The organism is Bradyrhizobium ingae (assembly GCF_055791185.1).
The window spans coordinates 94,483-108,494 of record NZ_JBVUBB010000020.1 but is presented as its reverse complement, the minus strand read 5'-3'; the positions used below and the strand labels follow the sequence as shown (position 1 = coordinate 108,494).

At 64.0% G+C, this 14,012-nt stretch carries 16 protein-coding genes; 6 read left to right on the top strand and 10 right to left on the bottom strand.

Annotation, left to right across the window (positions count from 1 at the left end):
• Nucleotides 1-7: 7 nt before the first annotated feature.
• From ACV1FX_RS25845 to ACV1FX_RS25820, 6 genes are all read right to left on the bottom strand, one after another.
• The gene (locus ACV1FX_RS25845) at nt 8-1,237 is read right to left on the bottom strand and encodes a hydantoinase/carbamoylase family amidase (protein WP_473120389.1); all 1,230 of its coding nucleotides are present in this window, start codon (nt 1,235-1,237) and stop codon (nt 8-10) included.
• Nucleotides 1,230-2,015 carry an ABC transporter ATP-binding protein gene (locus ACV1FX_RS25840; protein ID WP_473120388.1) on the bottom strand — a complete coding sequence of 262 codons (786 nt, stop codon included), beginning with the start codon at nt 2,013-2,015 and terminating at the stop codon, nt 1,230-1,232. The genes ACV1FX_RS25845 and ACV1FX_RS25840 overlap by 8 nt, the downstream gene beginning before the upstream one ends.
• Entirely contained in the window at nt 2,012-2,785 is a 774-nt protein-coding gene (locus tag ACV1FX_RS25835) for an ABC transporter permease (protein ID WP_027525944.1), read from the bottom strand. The genes ACV1FX_RS25840 and ACV1FX_RS25835 overlap by 4 nt, the downstream gene beginning before the upstream one ends.
• 82 nt (nt 2,786-2,867) lie before the next feature.
• The gene (locus ACV1FX_RS25830) at nt 2,868-3,812 is read right to left on the bottom strand and encodes an ABC transporter substrate-binding protein (protein WP_473120387.1); all 945 of its coding nucleotides are present in this window, start codon (nt 3,810-3,812) and stop codon (nt 2,868-2,870) included.
• Nucleotides 3,813-3,897: 85 nt separating this feature from the next.
• Nucleotides 3,898-4,629 carry a histidine utilization repressor gene (gene hutC, locus ACV1FX_RS25825; protein WP_473120386.1) on the bottom strand — a complete coding sequence of 244 codons (732 nt, stop codon included), beginning with the start codon at nt 4,627-4,629 and terminating at the stop codon, nt 3,898-3,900.
• Nucleotides 4,626-5,984, bottom strand: coding sequence for a formimidoylglutamate deiminase (locus ACV1FX_RS25820; protein WP_473120385.1), 1,359 nt, complete (start codon nt 5,982-5,984; stop codon nt 4,626-4,628). Before ACV1FX_RS25820 ends, hutC begins: the two co-directional genes overlap by 4 nt.
• 84 nt (nt 5,985-6,068) lie before the next feature.
• Between ACV1FX_RS25820 and hutI the strand changes: the two genes are divergently transcribed.
• The 5 genes from hutI to ACV1FX_RS25795 all read left to right on the top strand — a co-directional run bounded on the left by hutI (nt 6,069) and on the right by ACV1FX_RS25795 (nt 11,552).
• The gene (hutI, locus tag ACV1FX_RS25815; protein ID WP_473120384.1) at nt 6,069-7,283 is read left to right on the top strand and encodes an imidazolonepropionase; all 1,215 of its coding nucleotides are present in this window, start codon (nt 6,069-6,071) and stop codon (nt 7,281-7,283) included.
• Nucleotides 7,280-8,854, top strand: coding sequence for a histidine ammonia-lyase (hutH, locus tag ACV1FX_RS25810; protein ID WP_473120383.1), 1,575 nt, complete (start codon nt 7,280-7,282; stop codon nt 8,852-8,854). The genes hutI and hutH overlap by 4 nt, the downstream gene beginning before the upstream one ends.
• A complete protein-coding gene (gene hutU / locus ACV1FX_RS25805) occupies nt 8,851-10,518 on the top strand; it encodes a urocanate hydratase (RefSeq protein ID WP_473120382.1) in 1,668 nt (555 codons plus the stop codon). The genes hutH and hutU overlap by 4 nt, the downstream gene beginning before the upstream one ends.
• 252 nt (nt 10,519-10,770) lie before the next feature.
• Nucleotides 10,771-11,118: a hypothetical protein gene (locus ACV1FX_RS25800; protein WP_473120381.1), complete on the top strand. Its 348-nt coding sequence runs from the start codon at nt 10,771-10,773 to the stop codon at nt 11,116-11,118.
• An 80-nt stretch (nt 11,119-11,198) separates the two neighbouring features.
• Nucleotides 11,199-11,552 (top strand): hypothetical protein, encoded by a 354-nt coding sequence (locus tag ACV1FX_RS25795; protein WP_473120380.1) that lies wholly within the window; start codon nt 11,199-11,201, stop codon nt 11,550-11,552.
• Nucleotides 11,553-11,576: 24 nt separating this feature from the next.
• Here ACV1FX_RS25795 and ACV1FX_RS25790 read toward each other — a convergent pair whose 3' ends face one another.
• From ACV1FX_RS25790 to ACV1FX_RS25775, 4 genes are all read right to left on the bottom strand, one after another.
• Nucleotides 11,577-11,792 (bottom strand): hypothetical protein, encoded by a 216-nt coding sequence (locus ACV1FX_RS25790; RefSeq protein ID WP_473120379.1) that lies wholly within the window; start codon nt 11,790-11,792, stop codon nt 11,577-11,579.
• 222 nt (nt 11,793-12,014) lie between these two features.
• Complete coding sequence (locus ACV1FX_RS25785) at nt 12,015-12,188, bottom strand: hypothetical protein (RefSeq protein ID WP_284262685.1); 174 nt, start codon at nt 12,186-12,188, stop codon at nt 12,015-12,017.
• Between the two features lie 118 nt (nt 12,189-12,306).
• Nucleotides 12,307-12,567 (bottom strand): hypothetical protein, encoded by a 261-nt coding sequence (locus tag ACV1FX_RS25780; RefSeq protein ID WP_473120378.1) that lies wholly within the window; start codon nt 12,565-12,567, stop codon nt 12,307-12,309.
• A gap of 406 nt (nt 12,568-12,973) precedes the next feature.
• Nucleotides 12,974-13,237: a hypothetical protein gene (locus tag ACV1FX_RS25775; protein WP_473120377.1), complete on the bottom strand. Its 264-nt coding sequence runs from the start codon at nt 13,235-13,237 to the stop codon at nt 12,974-12,976.
• 288 nt (nt 13,238-13,525) lie between these two features.
• On the opposite strand from ACV1FX_RS25775, the gene ACV1FX_RS25770 reads away from it, so the two are divergent.
• Nucleotides 13,526-13,972: a hypothetical protein gene (locus ACV1FX_RS25770; RefSeq protein WP_473120376.1), complete on the top strand. Its 447-nt coding sequence runs from the start codon at nt 13,526-13,528 to the stop codon at nt 13,970-13,972.
• Nucleotides 13,973-14,012: the final 40 nt, after the last annotated feature.

Below are 14,012 nucleotides of genomic sequence, written 5' to 3'. Positions count from 1 at the left end.
ACCGCGCTCATCCTGCGAGAATGCGCCGGCAGGCGTCCACGAACACCTGGGCGCCGGTGACGATATCAGCATCAGCCGTGTTCTCGGTCCAGTGATGGCTGATGCCGCCGATCGAGGGCACGAACAGCATCGCGGCGGGCATGATCGTGGCGAGAACCTGGGCGTCGTGGCCGGCGCCGCTGGGAATGCGGACGGAGCGTCCGTTCGCAAACGTCTTGCTCGCAGCTTCAATAGCCTCCTGGAACGGCGGATGCATTTTGGCAGGCACGCCGGTGCGCAGCCGCTCCAGCGTCGCGTGACAGGGGCCGTTCGCGTTGGCCTCATCGACCAGCGACCGTAGCAACGCCTCGAGCCGCGCGATCACGGCCGGATCGTCGTCGCGGATCTGGAACAGCATTTCGGCTCCACCGGGAATGATGCTCGGCGCACCCGGATCGAGCGTGATGCGGCCAGTCGTCCAGACGGTGCGAGGCCCGGCCTCAGCCGGAAAACGTGCGTCGATCGCCACGCAGAATCTGGCCAGCGCCAGGCCCGCGTCCTTGCGCGCAGCCATGCGGGTCGTGCCCGCGTGGTTCTGCTCGCCGACGAAGTTGATGCGGTACTGCCAGATGCCGACGATGGAGGTGACCACGCCGATCGCCAGGCCGTTCGTTTCGAGTGTGTCACCTTGCTCGATATGAGCCTCCAGATATCCGATGTGGCGTCCCGGTTCAGCCGTGATACGAGGGCGGCCGGCAAGGCCCGCATCGGATAGCGCTTCGCGCATGCTCTGCCCTGTGGTGCGGTCGCGCGCGGTGTCGATATCGGCTTCGCTGACGCCCCCGACATAGGAACGTGAGCCGAGGAAGTGACCGAAATGCCCTTCCTCGTCGCACCAGGCCGCGACCTCGACGGCGCCGGGCAGCGACGGATCGGAATTGATGACCCGGGCGGCCTCCAGCGCATAGACGACACCAAGCGGACCATCGAGCCAGCCGGCATAGTTCTGGCTTTCGAGATGAGAGCCGGCGAGCAGTTTCGGTCCTGGGCGCGTACTCGTGCCGAGAATGTTGCCGATGCCGTCGATCGTACCGGTGAGCCCCGCCTCGGGAAGCTTTTCGACAAGCCATGCGAGCGAGCGGCGATGCGGCTCGGATAGGGTCGGCTTGTGCACGCCGGTCTTGTAGGTGCCGATTGCGCGGAGCGCATTGAGGTCGGCGAGCACGCGCTCGCCGTTAGCAGTGGGATGGTCAGGCATGTTCGGCAACCTTCAACGCCTCGGTGCGGATCTCCTCGACGAGACGCTCCTTGAGACGGACGAACTCCGGCGTGGTCTTGATCTTGTAGGAGCGCGGATGCGGCAGATCGACGCCAATCTCGGCCTTGATGCGGCCGGGCCGTGCGCTCATGACGATGACGCGGTTGCCGAGGAAGATCGCTTCCTCGATGTCGTGTGTCACGAACAGCACAGTCTTCTGGTCGCGCTCCCAGATCCCGAGCAGCATCTCCTGCATCAGCGCGCGGGTCTGGTTGTCGAGCGCGCCGAAGGGCTCGTCGAGCAGCAGGATCTTTGGATCATTGGCGAGCGCGCGCGCGATCGCGGTGCGCTGCTGCATGCCGCCCGACAATTGCTTCGGCCAATGGTTTTCAAAGCCGGACAGCCCCACCTGGCGAATGAAGTCATCGGCGATCTTGCTGCGTTCGCTTTGTGAAATGCCACGCTCGCGCAGGCCGAAGGCGATGTTCTCCCGCACAGTCAGCCAGGGGAATAGCGTGTAGGACTGAAACACCATGCCGCGATCCGCGCCGGGACCGCTCACCTCGCGCCCGTCGAGCAGGACGCGGCCGCTGGTCGGCCGGTCGAGACCGGCGACGATGCGGAGCAGGGTGGATTTGCCGCAGCCGGACGGACCGAGAATGGTGACGAAGTCGTTGTCGCCGACGTCCAGGCTGGTCGGCTCGAGCGCCTTGGTCGGGGCGTGGCCGGCGCGTGCAGGAAAGGTTCGTGAAACCTGATCGATCCTGAGCTTGGTCATGCGAGCTTCCACGGAAACAGCCACGCATTGAACGCCTTGAACAGGAAGTCGGAGACGAGGCCGATCAAGCCGATGACGATGATGCCGAAGATGATCTGCCCGGTGTTGAGCAGCGCCTGGCTGTCGGTGATCATATGGCCGATGCCTGAGGATGAGCCGATCAGTTCGGCGACGATGACATAGGTCCACGCCCAACCCAGCACCAGCCGCAGGATTTCAGCGATCTCGGGCGCGGAGGAGGGCAGCAGCACGCGGCGGATGATGCCGCGGTCACTGGCGCCCAGCGTATAGGCGGCCTCGACCAGATCGCGCCGCGTGGCGCCGACGGTCACGGCCACCATAAGGATGACCTGAAACACCGAGCCGATGAAGATCACGAGCAGCTTTTGCAGTTCGCCGATTCCGGCCCACAGGATCAGGAGCGGGATGAAGGCAGAGGCGGGTAGATATCGCGCAAAGGACACGAACGGCTCAAGGAAAGCTTCGATCGGCTTGTAGGCGCCCATGAGCACGCCGAGCGGTACGGCAATGACGGCGGCAAGCGCAAAGCCGCCGACCACGCGCCAGACCGTCATGCCAATGTCGAACAGGAAGCCGTGCCGGGTCAGGAGCTCAAAGCCTTCCTGCACCATGGTCAGCGGGTTCGCGAGGAAGGTCTTCGACACATGGCCGCCGAAGGTCGCCCAGGACCACAAGGCAACGAACAGCACGAAGAACGCGAGGCCGTAAGCCGTACGTTGCTTGGCGGTCACGGGATCGAGGGGACGCATCACGGGCGAGGTTTCCAGACCGGGCGAGATCATGCGCCGGTTCGCTTCGCGTGAAGCGAACCGGCTTGGCGGATAGCGCTGACTACTTGATGAAGCTCGCGTCGAAGAGATCCTCGACCTTCGGCGCGGCCTTGATGATGCCGATCTCGAGCAGCAAGTCCGCGGCGTCCTTGTTGAAGGCCAGGAACTCGCCGCCGAAGAACTTCTGGTTCGCGGCCTTGTCCTGCCAGCGCAGGTATTTTGCCGAGTTGCCGAACTGCTCGCCGGTCTGCTTCACGTCTGCACCCATGATCTCATAGGCCTTGGCCTGATCTTTCGCGATCATGTCGAGCGCCTCGAAATAGCTGTCGGCCAGCGCCTGGGCCGCCTTGGGATTCTCGCTCAGGAATTTCGGCGTGCAACCGAACGTGTCCATCACCATCGGATAGTCGAGCGTGGTGGCGATGATCTTGCCCTTGTCGGGTGCGGCGCGCACCGTCGAAAGGTAGGGCTCATAGGTCATCGCGGCATCGTTCTGGCCGGAGACGAAGGCCTGCGCGGCCGCGGCCGGCTCCAGGTTCACGACCGTGACGTCCTTTACCGACAGGCCGTTCTTCTTGAGCATCCATGCGAGTGCGAAGTAGGGCGAGGTGCCCGGCGCGGAAGCCGCGACCGTCTTGCCCTTCAGATCCTTGATGGTGGCGAGATCGTTGCGGACGGCCATGCCGTCGGCACCATAGCTCTTGTCGAGCTGGAAGATCTGCTTGGTCGCAACGCCATTGGCGTTCCAGGAGATCCAGGTCTCGACCGTCGTCGCGGCGCACTGGACGTCGCCCGATGCGATGGCGAGGTGGCGATCCTTCTGCGGAATTTTCTTGATCGTCACATCGAGGCCGTTCTTCTTGAAAATGCCGGCCTCCTTGGCGAGCGTCAGGGGAGCAAAGCCGGTCCATCCGGAAATGCCGACGCCGATCTTGACGTCATCGGCGAGCGCCGGCGTCGCTACTGCGAGAGCAATGATGGCTGCGAATGCTTTTGTACTACGCATGATTGTTGTCCTCTTGCCGATCGATGTACTGAACCAAGGTGATCTCATCACGGTGCATGAATTGTGCCGCTTGCGACATTGTTGCTCAACCTCCCTTGAAGCGGGCGACGAGACGGTGGGACTCACCGGGATAGAGCAGCCGCACCGCAGTCAGCGTCCGCGCGCTGCGCCAGGTGTAGCGGTCGATCACGAGACATGGCGCGCCGACGGCGATGCCGAGCGCGTCTGCGGTGCGATCATCCGCAACGACCGCGCTGATCGTGTGCTCGGCTTCCGTCCATGGGACATGATGAAGCAGCCACGAGCCGGGCGGCTCGGCCGCAAAGTCGGCGTGTGCCGCCTCCGGCACGGCCTCGAGATCGATCAGCCTGTCCTCGAGTGCAAACGGCACGCTGTCGGCGCTGTGGCGGCAGGTGATCGCGATCACCTTTCCCGTCTTCCGCACCCCGAGGCGAGCACGATCTGCGGCGCTTGCAGCGCGACGCGTGCATTGGACGAGCTGGTAGCCATAGTCGCGGCCGAGCGCGGTGATCTCCGCGCGAATGTCGGCGATCTTGAGCACCGCGGACAGATGCTGGGGACGGCGAACGAACGTGCCGGCGCGCCGGCGCCGCTCGATCAGGTCGGCCTGCGCGAGCTCCGACAGCGCCTTGTTCACAGTCATGCGCGAACAGCCATAGCGCGCCATCAATTGATGCTCGAACGGGATGCGATGACCTGGTGGCCACTCGCCGGTCAAAATCCTGCTCTCGATGTCGCGCCTGATCTGCTTGTAGAGCGTCGGCTTGTCGTCGAGCTTGTCGGTGGCAAGGCTCATGCGATGAGCCTCCGCACCGCCGTGTTGAAGCGTTCCCGCGCCGTACGCCGGAGCGCATGCTGTCCGCCCTCGACGACCTTCCTGCCGCCGGCCCAGACGCAATCGATCGCACCTTGGCCCGCCGCAAAGATCCAACCATCGAGGATGGCGTCACCACGGCGTCCGGCGAGCGATGGATGCGTGGCGTCGAGGGTGACGATGTCGGCGCGCGCGCCGGCTTTGAGACCCACCACTGCTTGCGCGAGCGCCCGGCCGCCCCCGGCCAATGCACCGTCGAGCAAGGCGCGTCCGGTCGAGACGCCGGGTCCGTTCGACAGCACGTTGCGCTCACGGTGCTTGAGCCGCTGGCCATATTCGAGCTGACGCAATTCGTCGGCAATGCCGACCAGCACATTGGAATCTGTGCCAATGCCGAACCGGCCTTGCGCATCGAGGAATTCGCGTGCCGGAAAGATGCCGTCGCCGAGGCTTGCTTCGGTGACGGGGCAGAGACCCGCGACTGCACCGGTCCTGGCAAGCGAGGCGACTTCCGCCGGCGTCGCGTGGGTCGCGTGAATGAGGCACCAGCGCTGATCGACCGGCGCATGTTCGAGCAGCCATTCCACGGGGCGTTTGCCGGACCAGGCAAGGCAATCCTCGACTTCCCTGGTTTGCTCCGCGGCGTGGATATGCACCGGACCGCCGTCGGCAAGCGGAATGATCGCGGCCAGCTCGTCCGGCGTCACAGCGCGCAGGCTGTGCGGCGCGATGCCGAGATTGGCGCCGGGCAGCTTGCTGACGGCCTCGCGCGAAGCGGCAAGCAATTTCGCAAACTGATCGACCGAGCAAATGAAACGGCGCTGGCCGGCATGTGGCGCGGCTCCGCCGAACGTGCCGTGGGCATAAAAGCTCGGCAGCAAGGTGAGTCCGATGCCAGCAGTCTCGGACGCCTGTGCGATGCGCGTCGCCATCTCCGCAAGATTGGAGTAGGGCGCCCCGTCATGATCATGGTGCAGATAGTGGAATTCGCCGACGCGCGTAAAACCCTGCTCGAGCATCTCGACATTGAGCAGCGTGGCGACGCTCTCGACGTCGTCGGGCGTCATCGTGAGCGCGAAGCGATACATCGTCTCGCGCCAGGTCCAGAACGTATCTGAAGTGTTGCCGCGCTTCTCGGCGAGCCCCGCCATGCCGCGCTGGAAGGCGTGGCTGTGCAGGCTCGCCAGCCCGGGAATGGCGAGTTGATGGCGTTCGTCGCCGGCTGCCGGTGCGACGCCGGCTGTGACTTCGGCGATCGTGCCGTCGGTGACGACGATTTGCACGTCGTCGGCCCAGCCCGACGGCAGCAGCGCGGATGCGAAATGCAGTCGTGTCATGTTTCCTGCCGGCTGGACAGAACCGCGCCACGATTATATGTCTAGACATATAAGTCAAGCGTCCGGCAGCGAAGGAACACCTGCATGGCAGAGCGCTTCGATCGGATCTGGCACAATGCCAGCCTCGCCACGATGCGGGACGATCTGCCCGATCTCGGCGAGATCACGCACGGCCTGGTCGCGGCGCGCGATGGCCGCATCGTCTTTGCAGGCGCCCACTCCGACTTTCCTGCGGATGCCGACGCGGTGGAGCGGATCGATTGCGCGGGGCGGTGGATCACGCCTGGCCTCGTCGACTGCCACACGCATCTGGTCTATGGCGGCAACCGCGCGCAGGAATTCGAGCTGCGGCTCAAGGGTGCCAGCTACGAGGAGATCGCGCGCGCCGGCGGCGGCATCGTATCGACGGTTGCGGCGACACGAGCTGCGAGCGAGGCGGAGCTCGTTGCGAGTGCGCTCCCGAGGTTAGATGCGCTGATCGGCGAGGGCGTGACCACGCTCGAGATCAAGTCCGGCTATGGCCTCGATACGGACACCGAGCTGCGGCAGCTCAGTGCTGCGCGTGCGCTCGCGCGCGTCCGGCCGGTTGCGATCCGCACCAGTTTCCTCGGCGCGCATGCGCTTCCCGTTGAAGCCGGCGGCGACAAGGATCGCTACATCGATCTGGTGTGCCACGAGATGCTGCCCGCGGTAGTCAAGGCCGGGCTTGCCGACGCCGTCGATGCGTTCATGGAAGGCATCGCGTTTTCGGCAGAGCAGACCGCGCGCGTGTTCACGATGGCGAGGGAACTCGGCCTGCCGGTGAAGCTGCACGCGGATCAGCTCTCCAATCTCGGCGGTGCGGCGCTGGCCGCGAAGTTCTCTGCGCTGTCCGCGGATCATCTCGAGCACACCGATGAGCGAGGTGCGACAGCGATGGCGCAAGCCGGGACGGTGGCGGTCCTGCTGCCCGGCGCCTACTACTTCATCCGCGAAACACAGAAGCCGCCCCTTGAGCTATTCCGGAGGCATAGCGTCAGGATCGCGCTCGCGACCGACTGCAATCCCGGCAGCTCGCCGCTGACCTCGCTGCTGCTCACCATGAACATGGGCGCGACATTGTTCCGGATGACGGTCGTCGAATGCCTCGCTGGCGTGACGCGCGAGGGGGCGCGAGCATTGGGCATGCTTTCGGAAGTCGGCACGTTGGAGGCCGGCAAGTGGTGCGACCTTGCGATCTGGGATGTCGAGCGGCCGGCCGAGCTCGTCTACCGGATCGGCTTCAATCCATTGCATCGCCGCATCTGGAGGGGCCAGTGAACGGCGCGGCGACACCGATTGTGGTCACGCCCGGCCGCGTCAGCCTCGACGATCTCACGCAGGTGCTGTCGGGCGCGAGCGTGGTGCTCGATCCTTCGTTCTGGCCGGCAGTCGAGGCGGCCTCGGCGATCGTGAGCGCTGCCGCGCAGGCGCCTGCACCGGCCTACGGCATCAATACCGGGTTTGGAAAGCTCGCCTCGAAGCGCATCTCGCCCGACCAGACTGCAACCCTTCAGCACAATCTGATCGTGTCGCATTGCTGTGGCGTGGGCCCGCCGACACCGGAGCCGGTAGTGCGGCTGATGATGGCGCTGAAGATCATCTCGCTGGGGCGTGGTGCGTCCGGCATGCGGCGCGAGGTCATCGCGCAGCTCGAAGCGATGCTGGCCGGTGGCATTTGCCCGCTGGTGCCGCAGCAGGGCTCGGTCGGCGCCTCCGGCGATCTGGCGCCGCTCGCGCACATGGCCGCGGTCATGATCGGCGAAGGGCAGGCGCTGGTTGGCGGGACGATCTTGCCGGGCCGAGAGGCCCTGGCCCGCGCTGGTCTCGCGCCGTTGACGCTTGGTCCCAAGGAAGGTCTCGCACTTATCAACGGCACGCAGTTCTCCACGGCCTATGCGATCTCCGGCCTGTTGCGCGCGCATGCGCTGGCCTGCGCGTCGCTGGTGACGGGTGCGCTGTCCGTCGATGCGGCGATGGCCTCGACGGTGCCGTTTCGCCCCGAGATCCACGCGCTACGCGGCCATTCTGGACAGATCGCCGCCGGCGCGACGCTAATGGCCTTGCTCGACGCCAGCGATATCCGTCAGTCGCATTTGGAAGGCGACGAGCGGGTGCAGGATCCTTATTGCCTGCGCTGCCAGCCGCAAGTCGCCGGCGCCGCGCTCGACGTGCTGGCGCAGGCGGCACGCACCTTGATGATCGAGGCCAATTCCGTCACGGACAATCCGCTGGTGCTGGTCGAGACCGGCGAGATCGTGTCGGGCGGCAATTTTCACGCCGAGCCGGTCGCCTTTGCCGCCGACGGAATCGCGCTCGCGCTATCTGAAATCGGCGCCATCAGCGAACGTCGTATCGCAACGCTGGTCGATCCCGCGCTGAATTTCGGCTTGCCGCCGTTTCTCACGCCTGATCCCGGCCTGAACTCCGGCTTCATGATCGCCGAGGTCACGGCGGCGGCGCTGTATGCCGAGAACAAGCAGCGCGCCGCGCCGTGCTCGATCGACTCGACGCCGACCAGCGCCAACCAGGAAGATCACGTCTCGATGGCCGCGCACGCCGCACGGCGGCTCTCCGACATGGCGGATAATCTCGCCTCCATCCTCGGCATCGAGCTTCTGGTCGCGGCGCAAGGCATTACGCTGCGCCTGCCGCATTTGACCAGCCCCGCGCTCGCGGCCGTCATTGCCGCCTTGCGCGAGCAGGTGCCGGCGCTCGGGCCCGACCGCTACATGGCGGATGACCTCGCCAGGGCCAAGGCGATGGTCGAGGCCGGCGCGCTGCCGCGCATTGCGAGCGCGGTGCTCGCGAAAGATCCGTTTCCATTGCTTGCCTCAGAGGTTGCTTCATGAACCGCCGACTGGACAATGAACGCACGATCCGCGCGCCCCACGGTTCCGACATCAGCGCCAAAAGCTGGCTGACGGAAGCGCCACTGCGCATGCTCATGAACAATCTCGATCCGGATGTGGCCGAGCGGCCGGGCGAGCTCGTCGTCTATGGCGGCATCGGCCGCGCGGCGCGCGACTGGGAGAGTTTTGACCGCATCGTCGCCTCGCTGCGCAAGCTCGAAGGCGACCAGACGTTGCTCGTGCAGTCCGGCAAGCCGGTCGGCATCTTCCGCACCCATGCCGATGCGCCGCGGGTGCTGATTGCGAACTCCAATCTCGTACCGCACTGGGCGACGCTCGATCACTTCAATGCGCTCGACAAGGCCGGCTTGATGATGTTCGGCCAGATGACGGCCGGCTCCTGGATCTATATCGGCAGCCAGGGCATCGTGCAGGGGACCTACGAGACCTTCGTCGAGGTCGGGCGGCGCCATTACGGCGGCAGCCTTGCAGGCAAATGGATTTTGACCGCGGGCCTCGGCGGCATGGGCGGCGCGCAGCCGCTGGCGGCGACGATGGCTGGTGCTTCGCTGCTCGCGATCGAGTGCCAGCCGAGCCGCATCGAGATGCGCCTGCGCACTGGCTACCTCGATCGTCAGGCGAGCTCGCTGGATGAAGCGCTCGCGATCATGGCGGACACCGTGCAAACCAAGAAGCCGGTGTCTGTCGGCCTGCTCGGTAACGCCGCCGACATCTTTCCCGAGCTCGTCCGCCGCGGCGTCAAGCCCGACATCGTCACCGACCAGACGAGCGCCCACGATCCGATCAACGGGTACCTGCCGAAGGGATGGACTCTCGCGGAGTGGGAGGCGAGGCGCAAGGACGATCCCAAGGCGGTCGAGCTCGCGGCGAAGTCCTCCATGGTCGATCACGTCAAAGCGATGCTGGATTTCCACGCGCAGGGCATTCCGACTCTCGACTATGGCAACAACATTCGCCAGATGGCGAAGGACATGGGGCTGAACAACGCGTTCGATTTCCCGGGCTTCGTGCCGGCCTATATCCGTCCGCTGTTCTGCCGCGGCGTCGGGCCGTTCCGCTGGGCGGCGTTGTCTGGCGACCCAGAGGACATCTTCCGCACCGACGCGCGGGTGAAGGAGCTGATGCCGCACGACAAGCACCTGCACAACTGGCTCGACATGGCAAAGGCGCGCATCAAGTTCCAGGGACTGCCGGCGCGGATCTGCTGGGTCGGTCTTGGCGACCGCCATCGGCTTGGGCTCGCCTTCAACGAGATGGTGGCGCGCGGCGAAGTGAAGGCGCCGATCGTGATCGGCCGCGACCATCTCGACAGCGGCTCGGTGGCAAGCCCGAACCGCGAGACCGAGGCGATGCGCGACGGTTCGGACGCGGTGTCGGACTGGCCGCTGCTCAATGCGCTCCTCAATTGCGCCAGCGGAGCCACCTGGGTGTCGCTGCATCACGGCGGCGGCGTCGGCATCGGCTATTCGCAGCATGCCGGGATGGTGATCGTCGCCGATGGCACGGCGGAGGCCGCCCGCCGCCTGGAGCGCGTGCTGTGGAACGATCCGGCGAGCGGCGTCATGCGTCACGCAGATGCAGGCTATGAGAGCGCGATCGACTGCGCCCGCGCGAACGGTCTCGATCTGCCGAGCCTGGGCTAGGCCGTGTACCCCCACGGTGTGCTGGATATTCCTGTGGCCGAGATAGCCTCGCAAGACCGTGGGGTTGGGTACCAGCGCAAGGGCTGCTGCGCTGCAGAACACCCGCTTGTTTCCTTGCGGAACCAAACGACGCCTGCTGAGTTGTCGCGCATCACCGGCCAAGGCTCTGTCCGTAGGCGTCGGTGGCTGAGAGACCAATCGCGCTCCCGCCTGCAACAGGTTGGAGAAGCGCGATGCCCCCCGGGCCAGAACATGCGTCGAGTAGCTGACGCATACCGCGAACTTGCCGCCAAATTGGCACCCAGCCGCGAGCGCGACGAACTGTTTCAGAAAGCTCGCGAGGCCGAAGTCGTTTCTGAGGAAAGCGACAAACCGAGCCCGGCCGATGAACTGCTCCGACGTGCAGACCGCGCAATCGGTCAAGCCCGTCGCCTGATGGCCGTAAATCAGAATTGGCAAGACGAGATTTGTCGCCAGATTCGGCGGATGCAGTTTCGAGCGGCCTTTTTGCCGCACAGCTCGAAGTTCTACTCACCTCTCGACTTTCCTGAGCGTCGTCTTGCGCATGCGCCGTTTCCGGCTGAAGATCGCGAGGACTAACTCTTTCTGCTCGGACGAGAAGGGCCTTGGCGGTTCAAGGTGGGGTGCGCGGGTTACAGTAGTTCTTAGGAGAGCGAGGCGTGTTTCATAGTCCGCAACACTGGCACGAGAGAGCGGAAGAGGCCCGCACTAAAGCGGACGGCTTTCGGTCGGACGAACGAGAAAGACAGAACTTACTGCGCGATGCGCATGAATACGACCGGCGGGCCACGAGAGCCGAACAGGTGTTGCGGCATCTGGCTCAAGCAGAGCGCCACGTTGAGCAAGGCGCTGCACATCTTGCACGCCAACAAATGCTGGTGTCTGAACTCGTAAAGGACGGCCACGACACAGCGGAAGCGGAGAAGTTGCTGGCAAACTTTGAGGTACTTCTAGCCATGCACCGGGCTGACCGGGATCGCCTACTGACGGAATTGCAGCTTTTCACCAGATAGAGCAGCTTTTGCGCGTGAGCGGCCTTACTGCTCAAGCTCTTTGCGGATGGTGTCGCGGTGGTTGAGGTATGTGGCGTGGACGGCGAGATAGGTGGCCAGCACCTCTAGAGCCAGAGTGGTTGGGTGGCCGTCGCGCTCCAGCTGATCGACGATCTCGATTTGCCGCGCAATGTGCCGATCACTCAGCGCAAGGTGACGCTCTGCCTCAGCTAGGTGTTCCCGAACGATGCGTAGGTCCATAAATCAAGTTTGCCATGATCATTGGACTTCATATTGACCTAAATCATAGGACGGCAAGCGAACAGGTTTTGCTGGATGCGCTACGACAGGCTGGCCGCGAACCATCTTGCCTTCGCTCAACTTGCGTCGATTAAGCTGTGGCTGCGCGTTAAATGAGTCCACCATCCTAAATGGCGGCCTTTGGGATGTACGTTGAGTGCGGGACGTCGAGCGCGGAGCTGCTCAGCGATTCCGGCTCATCGGCTGTCCGGATACCAGATCGATGAAATGGACGCGCGCGCAGGCGGGGCAGGTGAAGGCCTCAAAACTCCGCCCCTCGGCACCCTGCTGCTTTTCCAAATGAGTTTGCACATTCATGCCCGTCTGAGGGCAACGAAACACGATCAAATCGGCCATCGTCGCATCTTGGCGGCGTGACCTCTCTCGTCCTTGATCTGGATCAGTTTTGGAATCGTCTTGGCTCGCGTCGCGTCATCTCGCATATGCGAAGGGGGCCCCGAAGGGCCCCCGAATTTCACCAACGGCGGTAGCCATAACGATAGCGTGGCCCATAGACGCGTGGGCCGTAATATCTCGGGCCGTAATAGGGCGCATAGCCGTAGCCATAATAGTTCGGTTGCACCCAGCAGCGTCCCCAGGCGTTACAGACCAAGCGAACCTGCTCAGCATTCGACGTCACCTGTGGGGTAGGTGCGACAGGCATGGCCGAAGCGGCCGGCGATGCTGCGACAGCAGCGAACAACGACGCGGCAACGAGGCCAATTCCAAGCTTCATGATGTATTCCTCCGATTACGGGAGCCAAGATATCGAACAGGTTCTGATGAAATTGTGGCAGAGCCGAAATGTAATGCTGATGAATAGATCTTCAGCCGGGCGTTTACAGCCCAATTCCATTCGGCTCACGACACGCCGTCGAGCCGAGATCACGGCATTTGTCATGCGCTGCTTTGATGCTTGAACTTGCGCAGTTCATGCGCGCTCGGCGCTGCGGGGTGTGAGCGGCGATGCGCCGGTCCCTCGAAAGGGTGGGACCGGCTGCATCCGTCACCTCAATGTCGACGAACAAATTGATCTTATGCGCTGACATTGCTCAGCACGCTGCCGATCCATGAGATCGAGAAGCAGTCTTTGGCGTCCTGCGCGCCACGATAGGCTTGCGCCGACAGCGCGCCAGCGTCCCTCAGTAGCAGGGGTGCCGGCGCCTATCCTGGCCGATATAGGCGGCCGCACTCTGGTAGCAGCTATTGGTCGACGGTCCGTCGTAATAGGCGAAGCTGCCTGGCGTGACCCCCGGACCGTAATTGTGGATGTAGCTGATCGGGTAAGGTAGCGGATTGGTGTAGTAGTGGTGGTACCGGTGATGGACCCGCGCCTCGGACAGGCTCGGGGCGAGCGTCACCACCGACAGGGCGGCGACCGCCGCAAGGCACTTCAACTTGCTCATCTTGATTCTCCGGAACCCGACCTAACGGACAACGACGTTATATCGATTTATGGCACGCAGGGCACCCGCTTTGGGGCCGCAAACCAGGTGAAATTCCACAGATTCACGCCTTGGTGCGGCCGCCGGACCGCGGGAGAGTCCCAAGCCTGCCCATTTTTGGCCTTTTCCGGATGCTTAACGAATTCCCAACACACTTTGGCCAAGAGTTCGTTCGCATCCGGTGACCGGCCCCTTGGGGGTCTCTTCGAGGTCGGCTCACTTCAAACAAGGCTTCAGCCGTTACCCTGCATGCGCATCACGCCCATCAGCCTGCTGTTGCTGTCCTGCATCGCCGCGGCGCCTGCGCGGGCGGATTTGCACATCACGCGCGACCACGGCGGTTACGTCGAGGAATACAAGGCCAAGTACAAGCGTGTCCGCGACAAGGGCGAGCGGGTCATCATCGACGGCATTTGCAATTCGGCCTGCACCCTGGTCCTGGGCATCGTGCCCATGAACAAGATCTGCGTGACGCCGCGCGCCAGCCTCGGCTTCCATCAGGCCTATTACGACAAGGCGTTCACCTTCGGCATCAAGGTGACCAGCGCCGAGGGCACGTCCGACCTGATGTCCTATTACCCCGGCACGGTGAAGGACTGGATCCAGCGCAATGGTGGGCTCACCACCGAGATGAAGAAGATCAAGAACGGCGTCGATCTCTGGAAGATCGTCGATCCCTGTCCCGACGAATGGTGAGCGGCCGAGCCGGCTGACGTCGTCCCCGATGCAGGCGGGC